The sequence below is a fragment of the Oceanobacillus sp. FSL K6-3682 genome, assembly GCF_037976165.1.
Classification (GTDB): Bacteria; Bacillota; Bacilli; order Bacillales; family Amphibacillaceae; genus Oceanobacillus; species Oceanobacillus sojae.
In genome coordinates this window covers 810,814-825,094 of record NZ_CP150263.1, presented here as the reverse complement: position 1 = coordinate 825,094, position 14,281 = coordinate 810,814, and the positions used below count along the sequence as shown (strand labels likewise).

Genomic DNA, 14,281 nt, shown 5'->3' with positions numbered 1-14,281 from the left:
GAACATAAAAAGTAACCTCTTACAACAAACTAGTTAAAGAGATTACTTTCAATTAGTTTATAATTATATACTATCCTTCCTTACAAACAAAAGGTTAAATCCCTTGTTTAAAATTTTTGCAGTCACGTTATTTTTCTCCATCTGTTACCCTTCTATATCACGCCGCTTATATCCCATTGCGCCAATAAATAACAAGAATACACTTATTCCGCATAGAATCAGTAATGCTGCATAAGATAGCTCCTCGCTTGGATAAACCGGAACATGTTCATAGATTGATAGACTTCGTACCCAATCCGGAAGCTCTAAAATATCTCCTAAATAGATTACGATAAATCCGTAGACAAGAAATAGCCATACAAGTGAAGCAGCTCTCGGCAGCCAGCCGATGAATAAAACAGCCATCCCCAATACAAGTAAAAGAGCAGGGATATAAACCATAGAAGCCCCCAGTACATCTGAAAATGGCATCATATCCTCACTGACTGCCGCTCCCGCGCTCCATAATGCCATCGCCTGCAATATTGGCAGCAGAACTGCAATCAGGATAGATGGTATGAGATAAGCCTTCAGCAGCTGCATCCGTGATACTGCCCTGCTGAATACAAGCTCTGTCCGATTGGCTTTCTCTTCTCCGCGCAGCCTCAAAAAACTGATGATGACCGGCGCTGTGATAAATAATGCCATAATGCCCATCAATAAAATAATAAACTGCTCCATTACACTGCCTTCCCCCGTTAAAAAGGCCTGCATTGCTTCATTTTCTAAAAAGAAGGCTTCTAAATCACCTAATATAAGTGCAAAAACAATATTAAGCAGCAAAATGCCAATCGTCCACATGAAAATCATTGTTTTTTGTAAACGCATGACCAGCCCGACCTTTGTTTTCAAAAAGGCAGAAGCATGGACAGAGCCTGCCCGTTCAGGTAATAATCCATCTCCAATATCACGTTTTGACTGAAGGATAAATGCCAAGATTCCAAGTCCAAGACTGCTTACTAGCAATAAACCAATTGGAAATACATTATTTTCAACAAAAACGTATGCTCTTGACAGCCAGCCAAGCGGACTGATCCAAGATAAAAACACCACATTCACATCCCCGACAGCACGTAAAAGATAGAAGAAAAATAACGCAGCAAAGCTTAATACACTCGTTCCCCTTGAGGAGGTAACGAAATGAGCAAAAAATGCGGTCATGGTGCCAAACAGCAGTCCAAAGCTGCCCAAAAGACCACTATAAAGAACAACTCCTGTAAATCCAAACCCTTCTATTTGCATAGACCCCATTGCTGCCGCAAGCAGAATAACAAATAAAATATTCACAGACAGCATAACCATAAAGGAAGCCGTCAAATAACTTAAACGCCCGACAGATCTTGATTGGACAAGCTCTAAGTTGCCATTCTCCTCATCATCTCTTGTCAGCTTAGACATGAGTAAAATATTCATAACAGCCACTGCAATCGCAGAGAACAACAGCATCTCCAGTGCAAACAGGCTGCCGATTTCCTGATAATGCTCATACCCTATTCCAAGCATCGCAATCATTGCCGGGTTTTCCATGGTGATAGAATACGCTTCTCTGGACGCCTGATCCGGATACATTTCTGGATAAGCATAAGCTACGAAACAAGTCACCGAAACAAGACCTGCCAGCCACAGAAGCAATCGAAGCCGATGCTGCCGAAGTAAAATAGGAAAAAGAATCCTAGTTCCTTTGATTTGCTTTCTCATTACGCATTCTCCTCACTGCTTCTTTCCTCATAATGACGCATAAATAAATCTTCTAATGTTGGCGGTGTACTCTCCATTTTCCGCACACCATATTTGTTTAAATAGTCGATAATCTCTTCCATATGGTCTGTATCTGCCTGAAAAGTAAAATGGCCTCTTTCTTCTTCCAGCTGATGCACGCCGGAAAGCTTTGCTAACCCTTCTGGAGATTCTCTGGTTTCCACCTGCATCTGCATCCTTGTTAAATGACGCAAATCATTCAGTGTACCTCTTTCAATGATTTTCCCTTTACGAATAATCGCAACACGATCACAAAGCTTCTCGACCTCCGATAAAATATGACTTGATAAAAGAACCGTCTTTCCTGCTTCTTTCACTTCCCTTACTCCCTGCTGAAAGGTATGCTCCATTAGTGGATCAAGGCCTGATGTCGGCTCATCCAAAATAAATAAATCAGCTTCTGAAGCAAATGCAGCAATCAAAGCAATCTTTTGCCGGTTTCCTTTTGAGTAAGATCTTGCTTTCTTAGTCGGATCGAACTGAAATCGTTCCACCCATTCATCGCGCTTCTTTTCCGAATAACTGCCATTCATTTTCAATAAAACATCAATTACTTCACCGCCCGTTAAATTTGGCCATACATAAACATCTCCTGGAACATAAGCACAGCGCTTATGAATCTCTGCAGCATCCTTCCAGGCATCCTTTCCAAATATGGTTGCACGTCCGTCTGTTGCCTTTAACATTCCCAATAAAATACGTATCGTTGTTGACTTTCCCGCTCCATTTGGTCCAATAAATCCGTAAATTTCCCCTTTATTTAATTCCATCGACACTTGATCCAGCGCTTGAAAATCACCAAATTTTTTCGTTACCCTATCCAGCTGAAGCACAGTCATAAGAAACCCTCCCCGAAAGTTTTGAAATATTATACCTTATATATTTCATAATATAGATAAAATCATCTTAGGTCAATAAGTTTTGAAATATTTTTATGTTTATATTTCATTTCCAAATATGATATGATAAAAATGGAGGTGGCAAGCTATGGACGGTTTTGAAAGAAGAACATTGGTTAAAAAAGAAAAAATTTTAAATACAAGTGCAGCACTTTTTCAAAAAGAGGGTATCAAAAAGGTTTCCATCTCAAAGATAGCGAAGGAAGCAAATGTTTCACAGGTAACTATTTATAATTATTTTGAGAGCAAAGAAAAGTTATTGTATGAAGCACTTATTTACTTTGTGAATCAAACATGGGAAAAATACCATAAACTGATTGAAGAGCCGATATCATACGAAGAGAAGATGAAGCAGTTTATATTTTCTGAGGCACAAACTGTAAATGATTTACACGAGGAATTTTCCAACTATATGATGGACCAATACAAAATACCTGGCAATTTTATTGAGCACCTTTATCAAGAAAAAGCACTGCCTGCAATGATGCAGCTCGTTCAGCAAGGCAGAGATGAAGGCTTCATTGATCCTGCTATCAGCGATACCGCTATCTTCGTCTATTTGCAAATGTTTACCGATTATTTGCAAAAAGGTGACGCTATCGAACAGCTTGTTCCATTAACGGAAGAATTAATGAAGCTGTTCTTCTATGGTATTGCAGGCAGTGGAGAAATTAAAAAACCTGACTGAAAGGTTTTTCATCTGACAGTCAGGTTTTATTTCTATTTAATCTTTCACTTTCGCAATAATAATCATAATCACCGCTACAACAGCTGCCGGGATAAGCCAGCCCAGTCCTTCTGCATAAAGCGGAAGAACATCACCTAGTGTTTCAACAAGAACATCCAGCCATTCAGGCAGCTCCAATTCTAATGATCCGTAAAGTGCTACAAGACCATCTATGATACTAAAAAGGAAAGTGACCGCAATGGTCGGGATGTAAACAAGGCGTGAATGATTGAAAATTGGTGACACAAATGTTAATAAAACTAATACCATAGCTAGTGGGTATAGAAACATCAGCACAGGTACAGAGTAAGAAATAATATTTTCCAGACCAAAATTAGCTACTACAAATGTTAAGATGGAAAAGAAAAAGACAAACGGCTTATAGCCAATAGCAGGGATTAAGGAATGAAAATATTCCGCATTTGCTGTAACCAATCCAATTGCTGTTGTCAGACATGCCAATATAATAATAGCTGCGAGCAAAATGGCTCCAAATGTGCCAAAGTAATGCGATGCTGCACCACTTAACACAGGCCCTCCATTATCAAATACACCTAACTCTGTTACACTGGTTGCCCCTAAGTAGGATATCCCTACATAGATAATTGCGAGTAATGCTGTTGATGTTAAACCAATCTTAGTAACAGCAGATAAGATTTGATTATTATTCGTAATTCCAAAACCTTTAATAACATTAATAATAATGATCCCAAATACCAGAGCAGCTAAGGCATCCATAGTATTATATCCTTCAATAAACCCGGTAAAAAAGGCTGCAGATTGATACGTTTCGTCTGGAGACTGGATAGAGCCCATCGGATTGAAGAATGCAACTGCTAATAGAACAAGCAGTAAAATAACAAGAGCCGGCGCCAGGAATTTCCCAATATTATCAACAATTTTCGATGGAAATAATGAAAAAAGCAGTGTAATCAAGAAAAATACTCCAGTAAAAATTAATAAAACTGTAGAATGCGCTCCATCACTTACATATGGAGCAATGCCTACCTCGTAAGCAACTGTTCCTGTTCTTGGCGCTGCGAAGAATGGGCCAATGGTTAAGTAAAGTAATGCTGTAAACGCAAGTCCATAGATAGGATGAACACGGCTCGCAAGCTCTTGCAGATTATTTTTTCCAGAGAAGCCCATTGCCATAATACCGAGAAAAGGCAGCCCTACTCCGGTTGCTAAAAATCCTATTATAGCTGGCGTGAGGTTACCACCTGACAGTTGTCCCAGCTGTGCCGGGAAAATCAAGTTCCCCGCTCCAAAAAATAAAGCAAATAACATAAATGCAATTGCTAAATAATTTCCTATACGCAGTTTGGTATTCATTTTATTCCTCCTATTTCCAAACCTATAATTCTTGGAATTATCTAATTATTTAACATAATTTGACACGATTTCTATGTTACTACTTTCAAATATGAAATGCAATGGAAAGCAGGGTGAAATAGTTTATTTGGAAAAAAATCCCAAAAACATCTACCAGCACCTTATCTTTTTTTGATAGACAATCTCTCTGCAAACTTATACTATTATATATAATTATAAAGTGAAAATTCATTCAGTCAGGAAATCCTCTGCCAGGTAGACTGAGAAAACATTTACAAATTATAGTATAAAGAGGTCGATAGATTATGAAATTATCCCGTCGTGTAGAACAGCTTCCTTCCCAATTCTTTGCTGCACTTGCAGGTAAAGTAGCTGCTGCAATAGCAGAAGGAAGAGATATTATTAACTTAGGTCAAGGAAATCCAGATCAGCCTACGCCACCGCATATTATCCGCGCCCTTCAGGAAAGTGTTGAAAATCCTGTTACACATAAATACTCTCCTTTCCGTGGTACAGATGAATTAAAGCTGGCTGCAGCACAGTTTTATAAAAGAGAATATGATGTTGATCTAGATCCCGCTTCAGAAATTGCTATTTTATTTGGCAGTAAAATCGGCTTAGTAGAACTTCCTTTAGCTCTAATGGATCAGGGTGAATTAATGCTCTTACCTGATCCAGGATACCCGGATTATCTGTCCAGTGTACCATTAGCAGATGTTACTTATGACACCTTTCCGTTATTAGAAGAAAACGATTTTTTACCGGACTATACTGCCTTAACAGATGAACAGAAAAAACTTGCTAAGCTATTATATCTCAACTATCCGAATAACCCGACCGGAGCAGTTGCAACAAAGGAATTTTTTGAAGATACCATTGCATTAGCGCAGAAAAATGATATTGGAATCATCCATGATTTTGCATATGGCGCAATCGGGTTTGACGATTATCAGCCGGTGAGCTTCCTGCAAACAGAAGGCGCAAAAGATGTTGGCGTTGAGCTATATACCCTCTCCAAAACATATAATATGGCAGGCTGGCGCGTCGGGTTTGCTGCCGGAAATAAAGATATGATTGAAGCTATCAATATTCTGCAGGATCATTTATTTGTCAGCCTTTTTCCAGCTATCCAAAAGGCTGCTGCCGAAGCATTATCAGGTGACCAAAGCTGCGTTACCTCTCTTGTAAAGCTTTATGAACAGCGCAGAAATGTTTTACTGGAAGAATGCAAACGCATCGGCTGGGATGTAACAGCTCCAAAAGGCTCCTTCTTTGCCTGGCTTCCAGTGCCGGCAGCATTTACAAGTGAAGAATTTGCGGATTATTTATTAAAGGAAGCAAATGTAGCCGTTGCAGCAGGTAATGGTTTTGGGAAAACCGGGGAAGGTTATATACGTGTCGGATTACTTGTCGAGGACGAGCGTATTCGTGAAGCAATTTGCCGTATTGAAAAACTTGACTTATTTCAAAATAAGCATTGACGAAACATATAAAATAGGCTATTTTTAAATAATACAATTCTATAATTGCGAGTTCAAAAAATGCCACTGAAAAAGCTATGTCACAGATGAGATTGACCGCTTTACCTCAGGGACTTCTTGAACATCCTCTATAAATAATATATCTCTTATCCAGAGTAGCTGAGGGACTGGCCCGTTGAAGCTCGGCAACCTTAAAAAGGTGCTAATTCCAGCAAGACATTCGTCTTGAAAGATGAGAGCAGAAAATAAGACCATATTTTCGGGCCTCTCTTTCAACAGAGAGGCTCTTTTTATGAATTGTGCAGATATTATATTAAAGCGCACAGATGATAACATCCCCCCGCTTAAAAATAGAAAGGCAGGAAGAACATCAATGATTAAGTTAGAGAATGTCACAAAAATTTTTCCGTCCAAAAAAGGAAAAGATGTTACTGCATTAGACAATGTAACGATTTCTGTCAATAAAGGAGAAATCCATGGCGTGATCGGCTATAGTGGTGCAGGAAAAAGTACATTAATACGCTGTGTCAATTTACTGGAAACGCCATCTAAGGGAAAGGTATGGATTGACGGAATTGATTTAACAAAACTATCAAAAGAAAAGCTTCGGCAAACAAGACAAAAAGTCGGCATGATTTTTCAGCATTTTAATTTATTAAAAACAGCTACCGTCTACGACAATATTGCAATCCCTTTAAAATTACTCGGCGTACCGAAATCAAAGATTGCTGAACGAGTTGTTAAATACCTTGAAATTGTTGATTTAGTTGAGAAAAAAGATTCTTACCCTGCTCAGCTTTCCGGTGGTCAGAAGCAGCGTGTAGCTATTGCAAGAGCACTTTCTCAGGAACCACAGGTGCTCCTGAGTGATGAAGCAACCAGCGCATTAGACCCCGAAACAACCAATTCCATTCTCGAGCTATTACTAAAAATTAATGCAGAGCTCGGGATTACAATTCTATTAATCACGCATGAAATGAACGTTATTCAAAAAATATGTGATTATGTATATGTTATTGAAAATGGAAATCTTATTGAACAAGGGTCTACGATTGAATTATTTACAAAGCCAAAACAACCGACAACAAAAAAATTCCTCAATACAATTTCACAGCGGAAATTATCTGACCGTCTGGTTAATGAATTGAAGCTGGAAGGAAAAGTTGTTCGTCTGACCTTCCTGGGCGAAAATACAGGACAGCCGCTGTTATCCAAGGTTACACAGCAATTTTATGTAGAGCCAAATATTCTGACAGCAAATATTATCGAATTAAAAAATGGAATTGTCGGTAATATCGTCGTTCATTTGATTGGTAATGATCATCAAGTAGAACAATCACTCTCTTTCTTGCAGGAACAAGGCGTAGAGATAGAAGAATTGGGGGTAAACTAATATGCAATCATTTATTGATCAATGGCTGCCAATATTTTACGAAGCAATAAAAGATACATTTCTAATGGTTGCTATTTCTCTTGCTTTCTCAGTACTTATAGGTATCATTTTAGCCATCATCTTAATTTTGACACGTCCCGGGCAACCCTTGCAAAATAAATTTGTCTATCAGTTTTTTAATTTACTAATAAATGTCATTCGTTCGATTCCGTTTATTATTCTTTTATTTTTTATGCTTCCATTCACCAAATTCGTAGTAGGCACCTCTATTGGTGTGGAAGGAGCTATTGTACCACTCGTTGTTAATGCTGCTCCATATATAGCCAGACTTATTGAATCTTCCTTGCTGGAGGTAAACCAAGGTGTTATTGAAGCATACCGTGCAATGGGGGTAAAAACACATCACATCATTTGGAATGTTATGCTTCGTGAAGCCAGACCGGCAATTGTACTGGCTTTAACCATTGCAACAATCAGTCTTATCGGGGCAACAGCTATGGCAGGCCTTGTTGGTGCCGGGGGCTTAGGTGACCTTGCATACAGATTTGGACATCTGCGTTATGAAACAGATGTGATGTATGTCACTGTTATTCTCCTGATTATTATCGTCCAAGGTATCCAATCTATCGGAAACCGGCTTGCGGCGCGGATGAAAAAAGATTAAACGGAGGTAAAAAATATGTCAGTATCATCGCAAAAAGGCTCTTTTCTAGAGCATATAACTATACAGGATTCCTTTCCTATCGGACCCGAACAGCTTGAAGCTGCAGCAAAGCATACCTTACCTGAAGAAGTGTTTGGTCACATCCGCTCCGGCGCCGGCGGTGAGGAAACATTAAGAAAAAATAGAGCGGCCTTTGAGCAATATTCCATTATTCCAAGATGTTTAAGTAATGTATCTCAGGTGGACACATCTATTCGTATTCTTGGAAAAGAATATGCTTTTCCATTTATGGTGGCTCCCATCGGCCATTTAAAAATGGTCCATGAGGAGCCCGACTTTGCCATTGCAAATGTGGCTGCCTCTATGAATATTCCATATATTCAAAGCACCGTTACTGCCAGGTCTATCGAAGAGGTCTCAGAGGCTGTGCCTGAAGGACCAAAATGGTTTCAATTATATTGGTCAAGTAATGATGCTATTTCCTACAGCATGGCAGAACGGGCAGAAAAAGCAGGCTATGAAGCGATTGTAGTAACTGTGGATACAGTAATGCTTGGATGGCGGGAAGATGATATGCGCTATCAATATTCTCCCTTGAAAAAAGGGTATGGAAAAGCCAACTATGTACAGGATCCAGCTTTTCAAAAAGGACTGAAAGAAGGCCAGAATGAAATTGATTCAATTATCGAGAATCTGCATCATCCACATCTTCACTGGGACAACATAGCAGAGTTACATCAGCGTACAAATCTGCCAATCTTTTTAAAAGGTATTCTTCATCCGGGAGATGCAAAACAGGCTATAGAGGCCGGGATTGACGGGATTATTGTTTCTAATCATGGTGGCAGACAAATGGACGGGATTATTCCAAGTCTGGAAGCATTACCGGCTATCCGTAAAGCTGTCGGTCCAGATTTCCCACTGCTCTTTGACAGCGGCATCCGCCGGGGAGCAGACGTAATTAAAGCTCTGGCACTGGGCGCTGACGCAATTTTACTTGGACGCCCTTATGCATATGCACTGGCTCTGCAGGGTGAATCAGGTGTTCAAAAGATATTTGCCAACCTTGCACAAGAGGTTTCTGTATCAATGGCTTTATCTGGAGCAAAGACAGTTGAAGAAGTGAAGCAGCTTACTTTAAAAGGCTCTGATTATTAATTGTTATAAAGAGCGGGTTCCTGTCTGCTCTTTTCTTTTATGAAGCAGCTCAGGTTTCAATAATTTGGAGGAGACTTATGAAAAGAAAAGAAAATATAGTAATAGGTATATTGTTTTTGATTTCAGGTATTTTAATTACTTTTTTCCTGAATACAGTAACCATGATTATTGCACTGCTTATTATTGCTGCTACCGCTGTTTACGATATATTGAAGAAGCCGACGATTGCTAAAATTCTTTTTTATATTATTGTGTTTGGAGCATTTTCTGTTTATATCATTTTCTTTATTTAGATAAGGAGTAACTTTACGGTAATACGTGTGGTTACTCTTTTTTTATACAGAAATGATGGTGTATAATTTCTATGATAGACACGAAATACCATTCCACTTTTAAAATATAAACCTTTTTTTAATTTGATACTTGTTATAGTACAAAAAAAGGGCACCATCTGTTAAAGTAAAAGTTAAAGCTTATAATTGAAACTGGTTCTATCCAGATAGATATTGCACAAGCAAAATCAGAACGTTTAAGAGGTGTTCGAAAGATGGATGAATGGTATAAACTTGATAATGCAGGCAAAATGTTTCATGCTGTATCTGAACAGACAAATTCTTCAGTTTTCCGGCTCGCAGCAGTAATGAAGGAAACTGTGCAGCCTGATAAGCTACAGCTTGCACTTGATGACGTTATCAAGCGTCTGCCAATGTTTGCAGTAAAGCTCAGCAAAGGTTTATTTTGGGATTTCCTTGTTGAAAATAATGAAAAGCTTTTTGTTCAGTATGAAAACCAATATCCATGCGCACCCATTGATCCTATAGAAACAAACGGCTTCTTGATGCGTGTTACCTATTATAAGAAAAGAATAGCTGTGGAATTTTTTCACTCTGTAACAGATGGTACAGGCGCTTTAGAATTTATAAAGGCACTTATTTATCATTATCTCCTTCATCTGGGCGAAGACGTAAGTTATGAAAGCACACTAATTAACATTCATGATGAACCAAGCTATTATGAGCGGGATGACAGTTACCAAAATTACGTAACAGATGAAAAACCGCAAAAATTCAAAGAAGCATCTTCTTACCAAATCCGCGGCGGGTTAATAGATCAGACAATTGTCATCCATGGAAAAATGAGCGCAGAGAAGGTACACAAGCTTGCTAAAAAGCATGGAACAACAATTACCGCCTTTATTTCAGCACTTATTATTGCAGCTATTTATAAAGAAAGATTGAAATTCCGAGCTTACCAGGAGGAAATAAAAATCGCCATTCCTGTTAATTTGAGAAATCTTTTCCCTTCAAATACGCTGCGCAATTTTTTTGGAGTTGTCAATATTGGCATGGCGGTTACGGAAACAACAACATTAGAAGAAATTATTTCTGAGGTATCAAAGCAGCTGCGGGAAAAAGTGCGGAAAGAAAGCCTACAGCAAAGTATTAATGACCGGGTAAAATGGCAGACAAGACTAACAGCCAGGTTCATTCCGCTTCCTCTTAAATATCATGCAATCCGCTATGGTTATAGGAGTTTTAGTGAACGTACCAAAGCGATGACAATGACGAATGTAGGGAAGGTACAGCTGCCAGAAGCAATGAAGTCACATATCTCACACATGGAGATTATTTTATATCCTAGTAAAAAAAGCCCTATTAATGGAGCGATGATTGCAGTTGGAGATGAGCTTGTGATTTCATTTTCGAGAATGATTAAAGAAGCGGATATTATTCGTACTTTTTTCAGAGAGCTTTCTAAGACATTTAATTTGGAGATAGAAGTATACTCCAATGACAGCAGGTGAAAACAATGCAGCATTATTGCACAAATTGCAGTGTCTATACAAAACAGAAATATTGCCCGTTATGCAAACGTAAGCTTTCTGATAAAACAGGAGATAATGAATATTACCCTGTTTATGAGACTAAGGTCAAACGGCGCCGATTTGCTCAGCGTCTTGTCTTATTTATTGCGATTTTTGGCATTAGTACAAGCTTGTTGATTAATTTACTGACGAACCCGGAAAGGCTATGGTTTTTATATGTATTGGGACCTGTGCTGTATGGTGTACTGACTATAAATCACACCTTCCTTTCCAGAGCTCATACCGGATCAAAAGTAGTCCTTCAAGTGATCTCACTCTCTGTCATGCTGTTTATTTTAGATGCAGCATCCGGAAGCTCAAAATGGTCCATTCATTATGTGATCCCGTTTCTTGTCACATTGGCAACCTTTTTTGTAACGATTATTGTGCTGCGGAAGCCAATGAAATGGCGGGAATACATTGGATATATGTCAACGATGGTCATTCTCGGCTTTCTACCCGTTATCCTATTCTTAAGCTCCTGGTCCACTGTTCTATGGCCGAGTGCAGCAACTGCTTTATATGCTCTGCTGACATTAATCGGCATGATACTATTTTCAGAAAAAACAATGAAGAATGAAATTGTACGGAGATTTCATTTCTAAATAAAGGCACATGCTTTTTTTCAATTATAAGCATGTGCCTTATTGTTTCGTATTTCATCATGGGATTTTACAGACTATTTATCATTTTTCTCCGCTTCTTGCTGAATAATTTCTAACTGCTCTGAAGTAAGCCCAGTCACTTGCGTAATTGTGATATAATCTATCTCCCGTTCTAACATTTTTAGTGCCATCTGTTTCGTGGACTCTTCCAATGCTGACTCAGCTTCAATTCTTCTGCCCCCCTCTTCTCTTCTTTTTGTCTCTTCCTTTTTTCTTTTAATTTCCGCTTCTTCTTTCTCCGCCTTCAATTCATCTTTCTGAGTTTTCAGCTCATCTTTCTGGGTTTCCAGCTCATCTTTTTGTATCTCCAGTTCATCCTTCTGAGTTTTCAGTTCTTGCATTTCCTGCTCCAATAACTCTCTATCCCGATTCATGGATTGTTCATCTAAAATTTGCTTCAGGCGTATTTCATATTCCCGGCGCTCTTCCTTTGTACGGCTTAAATCTTCCCAGACACGCATTGCAATATTTAAAGATTTATCCTCCATCGCAATCTCCTCCAATTCTTGAAAGATATCGTCATAGAAATGATTCATTCTTCTGTCCACGACTCCTAATAACAGCAACCAACAGGTTAATACATCTTCCCATGGATTCAGCTGATTCTTTTTCCATGCGGTGATTAATTTAGGGATTTCCACAAAATGAAATTCGATCATATCAGTTAATGGATATTTTTGGTGAATCTCATGCAAGCGGAAGATATTATGGTAGGAATCTGTATCATGCAACAGGTTAAAATGCATAATGTTAATGCTGATAACAGGATACAGTTCTTTATAGCTTTACCCTTCTTTTAGCTGCTCTGAAAAAAGCCTCGACCAGTAATACAGTGCTCTATTAATCATATTATACTTATTATTGATTTGAATTTCTATGTTGACCCGTTCTTTATTCTCTGTCTCAACGAAGATATCTAATCTAGATTTTTTTATCTCCTTCATATTCGCCGCCAATTTCAATATTTGGATTTCTTCCTGATTTCGCTAGAATCGCATTGAGAAAAACGACAGTGATATCCTTATTTTTCTCATTTCCAAACAATTGCTTGAAAGCATAATCCACCTTCAAATCCATTAATTGATGATTTGGTATTTGAAGTAATGCTTTCTTGGTTCGTCCTTTTCTTTTTTGGTACTTGTTGTATGATTTGTAATCTTCCTGTATGCACAGAGTCGCTGTTTCTGATGAGGAATATACTTTACGGAGGCAAATTTGAGGCATAATAACACATCCTTTTATGATAGTGAGGCTTTTTTCTGAGGAGAGATTATCTAAACACATTATACAGAACAAACGTTCTTAAAACAAGAAGTTTTTATAAAATAATCTGCACAGATTATCCCTCTGTATTTCCGTATGTTTTACTTAACTGAAGGTAAAACTAGTTCTATATAAGTTGAACTTATATAGAAGAATGTAAAGGAGAAATTATAAATGATTGTATTAGAAACTCATTTACCAGGAAAAAGAGGTTTTTTTCAAAAATTGAAGCCTCACCTAGAAGGACTTGGATTTCATATAGCAGGAAAAAATAATAAGAGGGAAGGCTGTTTTGATGGGATTCTTACCAGTCAGGGTGGGAAAAGACTCTATTTATCTCTTCCTTACCAAGTAATACAAGAAGAACACGACCAGCCATCTGTTCAAATTGAATTTGGAAGACCTCTTATTATTAAACATGCTGTTCATTCAGATTTAAATTCTTTTCAGCAAAACGATTGGAAGCTGGCAGGAGAACAAGCAGTACAGCAGATTATCAATCATATTGATAATAATCTCTAGTTGAATTTCCTTCTCCGTTCTAGCATACTAAAATAAGAATTATATTCAGATTTCATAAGGAGGGGGCGTTATGTATCACTTTGTGGAAGAGCAAATTAAAAAGGCAGTGGACGATGGTGAATTTGATAATTTGCCTGGTAAAGGACAGCGTTTGGATCTGCGTGATGAATTTGCAGGACTGCCTGAAGAGGTTAAACAATCTTTTCGTATTTTAAAACGGGCAGGCTACCTTTCAGATGAGCAGGAAAATCAAAAGCAATATATATCGCACCGCGACTTAATGCAAATTGCAACGAATGGAGAAAAGCAAGCCGATCTATCAGAAAAACAAGTGGCTTTTCAAAAATTGACTAAAGAACGGAAGCTTGATAAAAGCAGTGTTTTTCGTAAATATGCTAGCAGGATTAGGCATAAATTGTTTCGATAAAAAGAGGCTGGGACAAAAGCCAGTAAAAATAGAAAAAGTGACTTTCTACTATGATTTTAAGTAGGAAGTCACTTTTTTAATTTGAT

The 14,281-nt window shown here is 38.3% G+C and carries 14 protein-coding genes, 1 pseudogene and 1 riboswitch; of the genes and pseudogenes, 10 read left to right on the top strand and 5 right to left on the bottom strand.

The genetic code is table 11. The annotated features are described in order from the left end of the window. Positions 1–144: 144 nt before the first annotated feature. Together MHH51_RS04220 and MHH51_RS04215 are read right to left on the bottom strand one after the other, a co-directional pair. On the bottom strand, positions 145–1,737 hold the full coding sequence (locus MHH51_RS04220) for an ABC transporter permease (protein ID WP_339284653.1): 1,593 nt from the start codon (positions 1,735–1,737) through the stop codon (positions 145–147). Further along, the gene (locus MHH51_RS04215; protein ID WP_339284652.1) at positions 1,737–2,636 is read right to left on the bottom strand and encodes an ABC transporter ATP-binding protein; all 900 of its coding nucleotides are present in this window, start codon (positions 2,634–2,636) and stop codon (positions 1,737–1,739) included. Before MHH51_RS04215 ends, MHH51_RS04220 begins: the two co-directional genes overlap by 1 nt. A 148-nt stretch (positions 2,637–2,784) precedes the next feature. Between MHH51_RS04215 and MHH51_RS04210 the strand changes: the two genes are divergently transcribed. Next, complete coding sequence (locus tag MHH51_RS04210) at positions 2,785–3,384, top strand: TetR/AcrR family transcriptional regulator (protein WP_339284651.1); 600 nt, start codon at positions 2,785–2,787, stop codon at positions 3,382–3,384. Between the two features lie 36 nt (positions 3,385–3,420). Here MHH51_RS04210 and brnQ read toward each other — a convergent pair whose 3' ends face one another. Further along, positions 3,421–4,758 (bottom strand): branched-chain amino acid transport system II carrier protein, encoded by a 1,338-nt coding sequence (gene brnQ / locus MHH51_RS04205; RefSeq protein ID WP_156985727.1) that lies wholly within the window; start codon positions 4,756–4,758, stop codon positions 3,421–3,423. A 305-nt stretch (positions 4,759–5,063) separates the two neighbouring features. Here brnQ and MHH51_RS04200 point away from each other — a divergent pair, with 305 nt between their 5' ends. From MHH51_RS04200 to MHH51_RS04170, 7 genes are all read left to right on the top strand, one after another. Beyond that, complete coding sequence (locus MHH51_RS04200; protein ID WP_339284649.1) at positions 5,064–6,239, top strand: pyridoxal phosphate-dependent aminotransferase; 1,176 nt, start codon at positions 5,064–5,066, stop codon at positions 6,237–6,239. Between the two features lie 143 nt (positions 6,240–6,382). Then, positions 6,383–6,478: riboswitch (SAM riboswitch) on the top strand. 134 nt (positions 6,479–6,612) lie between these two features. Further along, positions 6,613–7,632: an ATP-binding cassette domain-containing protein gene (locus MHH51_RS04195; RefSeq protein ID WP_147210786.1), complete on the top strand. Its 1,020-nt coding sequence runs from the start codon at positions 6,613–6,615 to the stop codon at positions 7,630–7,632. A gap of 1 nt (position 7,633) precedes the next feature. Next, positions 7,634–8,296, top strand: coding sequence for a methionine ABC transporter permease (locus tag MHH51_RS04190; RefSeq protein WP_339284647.1), 663 nt, complete (start codon positions 7,634–7,636; stop codon positions 8,294–8,296). Between the two features lie 15 nt (positions 8,297–8,311). After that, complete coding sequence (locus tag MHH51_RS04185; RefSeq protein WP_339284645.1) at positions 8,312–9,454, top strand: alpha-hydroxy-acid oxidizing protein; 1,143 nt, start codon at positions 8,312–8,314, stop codon at positions 9,452–9,454. A gap of 77 nt (positions 9,455–9,531) precedes the next feature. Further along, the gene (locus tag MHH51_RS04180) at positions 9,532–9,747 is read left to right on the top strand and encodes a hypothetical protein (protein ID WP_339284644.1); all 216 of its coding nucleotides are present in this window, start codon (positions 9,532–9,534) and stop codon (positions 9,745–9,747) included. Positions 9,748–10,001: 254 nt separating this feature from the next. Continuing rightward, positions 10,002–11,258, top strand: coding sequence for an acyltransferase (locus MHH51_RS04175; RefSeq protein ID WP_156985731.1), 1,257 nt, complete (start codon positions 10,002–10,004; stop codon positions 11,256–11,258). Positions 11,259–11,263: 5 nt separating this feature from the next. Beyond that, entirely contained in the window at positions 11,264–11,923 is a 660-nt protein-coding gene (locus MHH51_RS04170; RefSeq protein WP_339284642.1) for a DUF6320 domain-containing protein, read from the top strand. Between the two features lie 74 nt (positions 11,924–11,997). Here the strand turns inward: MHH51_RS04170 and MHH51_RS04165 are convergent. Further along, positions 11,998–12,927: pseudogene (locus MHH51_RS04165) on the bottom strand (Rpn family recombination-promoting nuclease/putative transposase). Beyond that, positions 12,905–13,207 (bottom strand): PD-(D/E)XK nuclease family transposase, encoded by a 303-nt coding sequence (locus MHH51_RS04160; RefSeq protein ID WP_339284641.1) that lies wholly within the window; start codon positions 13,205–13,207, stop codon positions 12,905–12,907. The pseudogene MHH51_RS04165 and the gene MHH51_RS04160 overlap by 23 nt, the downstream one beginning before the upstream one ends. Before the next feature lie 213 nt (positions 13,208–13,420). Between MHH51_RS04160 and MHH51_RS04155 the strand changes: the two genes are divergently transcribed. Together MHH51_RS04155 and MHH51_RS04150 are read left to right on the top strand one after the other, a co-directional pair. After that, entirely contained in the window at positions 13,421–13,768 is a 348-nt protein-coding gene (locus MHH51_RS04155; protein ID WP_339284640.1) for a YugN family protein, read from the top strand. A 70-nt stretch (positions 13,769–13,838) separates the two neighbouring features. Further along, entirely contained in the window at positions 13,839–14,195 is a 357-nt protein-coding gene (locus MHH51_RS04150) for a DUF1992 domain-containing protein (protein ID WP_339284638.1), read from the top strand. Positions 14,196–14,281: the final 86 nt, after the last annotated feature.

Bases quoted from the DNA above. Each gene is read 5' to 3' on its own strand.
- MHH51_RS04220 (WP_339284653.1), bottom strand. From the start codon at position 1,737: ATGAGAAAGCAAATCAAAGGAACTAGGATTCTTTTTCCTATTTTACTT.
- MHH51_RS04215 (WP_339284652.1), bottom strand. From the start codon at position 2,636: ATGACTGTGCTTCAGCTGGATAGGGTAACGAAAAAATTTGGTGATTTT.
- MHH51_RS04210 (WP_339284651.1), top strand. From the start codon at position 2,785: ATGGACGGTTTTGAAAGAAGAACATTGGTTAAAAAAGAAAAAATTTTA.
- brnQ (WP_156985727.1), bottom strand. From the start codon at position 4,758: ATGAATACCAAACTGCGTATAGGAAATTATTTAGCAATTGCATTTATG.
- MHH51_RS04200 (WP_339284649.1), top strand. From the start codon at position 5,064: ATGAAATTATCCCGTCGTGTAGAACAGCTTCCTTCCCAATTCTTTGCT.
- MHH51_RS04195 (WP_147210786.1), top strand. From the start codon at position 6,613: ATGATTAAGTTAGAGAATGTCACAAAAATTTTTCCGTCCAAAAAAGGA.
- MHH51_RS04190 (WP_339284647.1), top strand. From the start codon at position 7,634: ATGCAATCATTTATTGATCAATGGCTGCCAATATTTTACGAAGCAATA.
- MHH51_RS04185 (WP_339284645.1), top strand. From the start codon at position 8,312: ATGTCAGTATCATCGCAAAAAGGCTCTTTTCTAGAGCATATAACTATA.
- MHH51_RS04180 (WP_339284644.1), top strand. From the start codon at position 9,532: ATGAAAAGAAAAGAAAATATAGTAATAGGTATATTGTTTTTGATTTCA.
- MHH51_RS04175 (WP_156985731.1), top strand. From the start codon at position 10,002: ATGGATGAATGGTATAAACTTGATAATGCAGGCAAAATGTTTCATGCT.
- MHH51_RS04170 (WP_339284642.1), top strand. From the start codon at position 11,264: ATGCAGCATTATTGCACAAATTGCAGTGTCTATACAAAACAGAAATAT.
- MHH51_RS04160 (WP_339284641.1), bottom strand. From the start codon at position 13,207: ATGCCTCAAATTTGCCTCCGTAAAGTATATTCCTCATCAGAAACAGCG.
- MHH51_RS04155 (WP_339284640.1), top strand. From the start codon at position 13,421: ATGATTGTATTAGAAACTCATTTACCAGGAAAAAGAGGTTTTTTTCAA.
- MHH51_RS04150 (WP_339284638.1), top strand. From the start codon at position 13,839: ATGTATCACTTTGTGGAAGAGCAAATTAAAAAGGCAGTGGACGATGGT.